Source organism: Candidatus Aquicultor sp., from assembly GCF_054640775.1.
The window spans coordinates 1-4355 of the sequence record NZ_JBTSLF010000198.1 but is presented as its reverse complement, the minus strand read 5'-3'; the positions used below and the strand labels follow the sequence as shown (position 1 = coordinate 4355).

The 4355-nt window shown below is 49.2% G+C and carries 5 protein-coding genes and 1 pseudogene; 2 read left to right on the top strand and 4 right to left on the bottom strand.

The window, feature by feature from the left end; translation table 11 throughout:
- Nucleotides 1–196 precede the first annotated feature (196 nt).
- Nucleotides 197–616 carry a putative toxin-antitoxin system toxin component, PIN family gene (locus ACYC56_RS12620; RefSeq protein WP_461374528.1) on the top strand — a complete coding sequence of 140 codons (420 nt, stop codon included), beginning with the start codon at nucleotides 197–199 and terminating at the stop codon, nucleotides 614–616.
- Nucleotides 613–849 (top strand): toxin-antitoxin system HicB family antitoxin, encoded by a 237-nt coding sequence (locus ACYC56_RS12615; RefSeq protein ID WP_461374527.1) that lies wholly within the window; start codon nucleotides 613–615, stop codon nucleotides 847–849. The genes ACYC56_RS12620 and ACYC56_RS12615 overlap by 4 nt, the downstream gene beginning before the upstream one ends.
- A gap of 139 nt (nucleotides 850–988) precedes the next feature.
- Here ACYC56_RS12615 and ACYC56_RS12610 read toward each other — a convergent pair whose 3' ends face one another.
- From ACYC56_RS12610 to ACYC56_RS12595, 4 genes and pseudogenes are all read right to left on the bottom strand, one after another.
- Nucleotides 989–1855, bottom strand: coding sequence for a polyketide synthase dehydratase domain-containing protein (locus tag ACYC56_RS12610; RefSeq protein WP_461374529.1), 867 nt, complete (start codon nucleotides 1853–1855; stop codon nucleotides 989–991).
- A 261-nt stretch (nucleotides 1856–2116) separates the two neighbouring features.
- A complete protein-coding gene (locus tag ACYC56_RS12605) occupies nucleotides 2117–2599 on the bottom strand; it encodes an acyl-CoA thioesterase (RefSeq protein ID WP_461374526.1) in 483 nt (160 codons plus the stop codon).
- 2 nt (nucleotides 2600–2601) lie between these two features.
- Complete coding sequence (locus ACYC56_RS12600; protein WP_461374525.1) at nucleotides 2602–3867, bottom strand: beta-ketoacyl-[acyl-carrier-protein] synthase family protein; 1266 nt, start codon at nucleotides 3865–3867, stop codon at nucleotides 2602–2604.
- A 17-nt stretch (nucleotides 3868–3884) separates the two neighbouring features.
- Nucleotides 3885–4355, bottom strand: a pseudogene (locus ACYC56_RS12595) (beta-ketoacyl-[acyl-carrier-protein] synthase family protein); the annotation flags it as partial.

The following is a 4355-nucleotide window of genomic DNA, read 5'->3' as shown; positions in this document are numbered from 1 at the left end:
TGCCCCGGATTTATTCACAGATAGAGCCCTGAGAATCATAAATCATGGCGTCAAATACGTGCCACGGGTCAAAGCCGCATTCCCGTCGTCCTGCGCGCAACGGGAACGGCGAGCCGATCTAAGCACCGCTCGCCCGATTTGTTCTGCCCCCCAAAAAAACTTGACCATAAATTGATGGTATGATATATAATACCACATGAAAGTCGTGATAGATACCAATGTACTTTTTTCAGCTTTAAAATCCCGACGTGGTGCCTCCTACAAATTGGTATCTCTTCTGCCGGCAGAAAGGTTTTCTGTGGCGATATCGGTTCCTCTGATTATTGAATATGAAGATGTTTTAAGGCGGGGAAGGCTTCCCTCTTATATCACCGAAAAAGACATCAGCGATTTTATTGACTTTTTTTGTTACGTGGGAGATCGGCAAGATATTTTTTTTCTCTGGCGTCCTTTCTTGCCGGATCCATCCGATGATCTAGTTCTGGAAGTTGCAGTGGCAGGTGGCTGCGATGCAATTATAACGTACAATAAACGTCATTTCAAAAACGTCAATAAGTTCGGTTTGAAAATTCTTGATCCAAGAGAATTCCTAACCGAAATAGGAGTACTATCATGAGTGCTTTAAGTCTGCGCATCCCAAGGTCTCTCCATGAACAGATACGACAATTAGCTAAACGAGATGGGATTTCCATTAATCAGTTTGTAGCCTCTGCTGCGGCAGAAAAAATGTCCGCGCTATTGACTGAAGAATACATTGAAGCAAGGGCCAAAAGGGCAAGTTTGAAAAAATTTCAGAAGGTACTCAAAAAGATTCCTGATTCAGAACCGGAAGATTATGATCGGATATAAAGATAAAATCTGCAGAACCAACGCCTGCACCAGACCGCATAAGATCCGCGGCTAAAGAGACGTAGCGTTAGATCATCAACTCCGCCAAGTGTCTGACCAGGACCGACCTTCTCCAAACTCAAACCCAATTTTCAGGCTGTCAAGCTGGTCCTAACTCCTTGATCCATAAGGGCGGATGCAGACGGCCTTGGGATACGTCCTGCATTTGGATTCCCCGGATTTCCTCACAGACAGTTCCTTGCTCATCAATAATCAGGGCATTAAACATGAAAACGTTTTGCCTGCTTCCTCCCGGAAAAATCCGGCCATGATAGACACCGCCTTTTTTAGTTCTTTGGTGAATAATCCTATTTTCAAAACCCATTGGGAAGAGGACCTGCTCAGTAAAACGTTGTCCCCAGATACAAGCCACATGAAAGGCGGCATCAAGAGGGAAGGGGGAGCCAAGAAGTGTATCCTCCGGACCTTCTTCTCCGCCGGAGATGTGGGCCGAAGCCTCTCCGGGCCAAAGGGATACGGGGCTGATGATATTATGAAAGGCTTTCCCGAAAGGAATCAATACGGGGTAAATCGATCCAGCTGTCACCGTGATGGCCGGTCCTTCAGGATCCTCTATCTCAGTCAAGGGGGGCGAAGAAAAGGGAGTAGAAAGGTCCAAAAAAAATTCCACCCGGGCATGTTCCAGATTGCGGCCGATGCCGCCGGTCTTGGATCTTACCGAGGTCATCAGCAGGGCTGAAATACCTCCGTTTGGTGTACGATCTAATTCTATTATAACCGGGAGATGACGCATTTCCGGGGGAATAATTAGAAAGCGGGGAAATCGGGCCTTATTCAAACAACCCATATCCATGTTGGGAAAATGGGTTTGAACGGCCTTGGCCAGGATGATCAGGGCTTCAACGGCTGGTAAAACACACCGACCTTCGAAGTGATGGCCGAATAAATAATCATCGACCTCGATTTCCAAAGGGTAACGCATTTTTTTATTTTTTAAGGGTTCCATATTCACGAGAGCATAAGATAGGTTACATCACAAAACATTTTTTCACCGCCCACTCGTCACGCCAGAGGCGTGACTCGTTCGAGATGTGGAGAACACTGAGATAAGATTTTCATTTGCCGGTGAGAGGCGGCAAATGAAAAAAGCTCTTTTTGTTTTCCGTCCTCTCAACGGAAAGCAAAAAAATGTTCTTCTCTGCGACCTTTGCGGCTCTGCGGTGAAACAACTTATTATCTAAATTTGGAAAATATTATATTAAGACCATTAATTGTCGGGGAAGGATTTCCAAAGCTCAACCGTTTTGGAATCGACGGCCACGGGAAGACCTTTGGCATTCAAGGCACAGTGTTTGGTAAAACCGATGCAAACGATCCGGCCGGTTTCCGCCTGGGTGATCAGGTAGTCAAACTGCAAACGCACCCGTTCCAAGTGGGTCGGGCGGGTATGGATAACCATTAAATCATCATAATACAAAGGGGAATAAAACCCGATTTTTAAATCGATAATCGGATAAACAAATCCGCTGGCTTCGATTTCTTTATAGGGGTAACCAAAATCACGCATCAAAGAAGTTCGTCCGAATTCGAAAAAACGCAGGTAGTTGGAATGGTAGACCACTTCCGAGCGATCGGTGTCGGCGTATAAGGTTCGATAAGTGGAACGGTGCCAGATCAATCCCGTCGATCCGTCGCGGACGAACTTTGGGTCATTATTTAATAGTTCAGGCCGAAATGGTTTGGGCCGCATGCTTATACCCCCCTAAAAATTACACAGCAGTTCGTTCCGCCAAACCCGAAGGCATTGGAAAGGGCAATTTCATAATTTGTTTTGCGCAACACGTTGGACACGACATCAATATCGGAAAAATCGGGATCGGGAAGATGATTAATAGTCGGTAATATCAACCCCTTCCCCATGGCTTCAATGGTCAATGCGGCTTCAATGGCCGCGGTCGCCCCCAGGGTGTGTCCCAACTGGGACTTGTTCGAAGATACCGGGATTTTTCCTATCGCTTTGCCAAAAACTTCCCGCAAACATTTTACTTCCGTCCGATCGCCTTTGGGCGTAGAAGTGCCGTGGGCATTGATATATTGGATGTCTCCCGGTTGCAGACCGGCATCCTCGATGGTTTCCCGGATGGCCCGGATAATAGTGGTGGGGTTGGGGCTGGTGTAATGATAGGCATCCGAAGTCCATCCGACCCCCAAAACTTCGGCCCGGGCCTTGAGGCCATAGGCTTTTATCAGCTCTTCCGCCGCCAGAACGACCACTCCTGCCCCTTCCGAAAGGACAAACCCTTTGCGGTCAAAACTGAAAGGACGGGAGGCTTGGCCCGGATCCGAATAAGCACGATCTTCCGGGTGGACCTTGATGGTGGCATTCATATTGGCAAAGCCGTGAATCAGTTCCGGCAGGATGGGGGCATCGGCGCCGCCGGCCAGCACGAAATCACAATCCCCGTCCCGGATCATTCGGGCCCCAAGGCCGATGGCATGGTTGCCTGAGGCGCAGGCCCCCTGGGGAGAGAAGATGGGGCCGGTAAATTTCAGGAGCATACCGGCTTTTCCTGCCGGTACATTGGCACACAAATTGGGCAGCAGATAAGGGCTTACCCGGAGTGGGCCGCGGTGTTCCAGATCTTGCATGGCGATTCGGAAGGCGTCCGGTCCATTCAGGGCTGAACCGATAAGACAGGCCATTCGCGGCGCTATCCGGTCATCCATGGTAATCCCCGCATTTTCCAGAGCCTCCTGGCAGACGGCCATAGTCAGGATGACAAAACCAGCATTCCAATTGTACATTTCTTTGGCATCGATAAAATCAAGGTCCAGGGGATTCCAGTCCGGAATCTCGCCAACGATGTTACAGGCGGATTCCACCTGACACCGGGTCACTTTTCGGAAGCCGGCCTCCCCCTTGACGGCCCGTTTCCAGGTCTTGGCAAAGGTGCTTCCCAGTGGGGTAGCCGTTCCGTAATCGACGACAAATACTTTTCTGTTCTTAGGTGCTTTCATGATTTACTGCACATCCTTTATAGCAGCCGGCGTAAAATCAGACAGGAATTACAACCGCCGAAGCCCAGGGCATTTTTCAGCACAAATTCTCCCTTAAATTTTCTGGCCCCTTCCGCTACGCAATCCAGTTCAATACCGGGATCAGGGAGATAATTAATCGTGGGGAGTAAAGTATCTTTGAGCAACCCTTCCATAGCCAAAATGGCCTCAATGGCGCTGGAGGCCCCCATGGCATGGCCCAATTGTGATTTATTGGCCGATACCGGAGGAAGGTTCGGGCCGAAGATATTATGCAGGGCATCGACTTCCACTTTATCCCCCACTTTTGTGGAAGTAGCATGGGCGTTCACGGCATCGATATCTGAGGGCTGGAGGCCCGCGTCGGCGATAGCCTGCCCGATGCATCTTTGAACCGTTTCCAAATTGGGGGCGACAAAGTGAGTGGCATCCGACGTCATTCCATAACCGGCCAGTTCAATCGGTGCCTG

Excerpts from the sequence above, each read along its gene's own strand:
- ACYC56_RS12615 (WP_461374527.1), top strand. The coding sequence starts at position 613 with ATGAGTGCTTTAAGTCTGCGCATCCCAAGGTCTCTCCATGAACAGATA.
- ACYC56_RS12610 (WP_461374529.1), bottom strand. The coding sequence starts at position 1,855 with ATGGAACCCTTAAAAAATAAAAAAATGCGTTACCCTTTGGAAATCGAG.
- ACYC56_RS12605 (WP_461374526.1), bottom strand. The coding sequence starts at position 2,599 with ATGCGGCCCAAACCATTTCGGCCTGAACTATTAAATAATGACCCAAAG.
- ACYC56_RS12600 (WP_461374525.1), bottom strand. The coding sequence starts at position 3,867 with ATGAAAGCACCTAAGAACAGAAAAGTATTTGTCGTCGATTACGGAACG.
- ACYC56_RS12620 (WP_461374528.1), top strand. The coding sequence starts at position 197 with ATGAAAGTCGTGATAGATACCAATGTACTTTTTTCAGCTTTAAAATCC.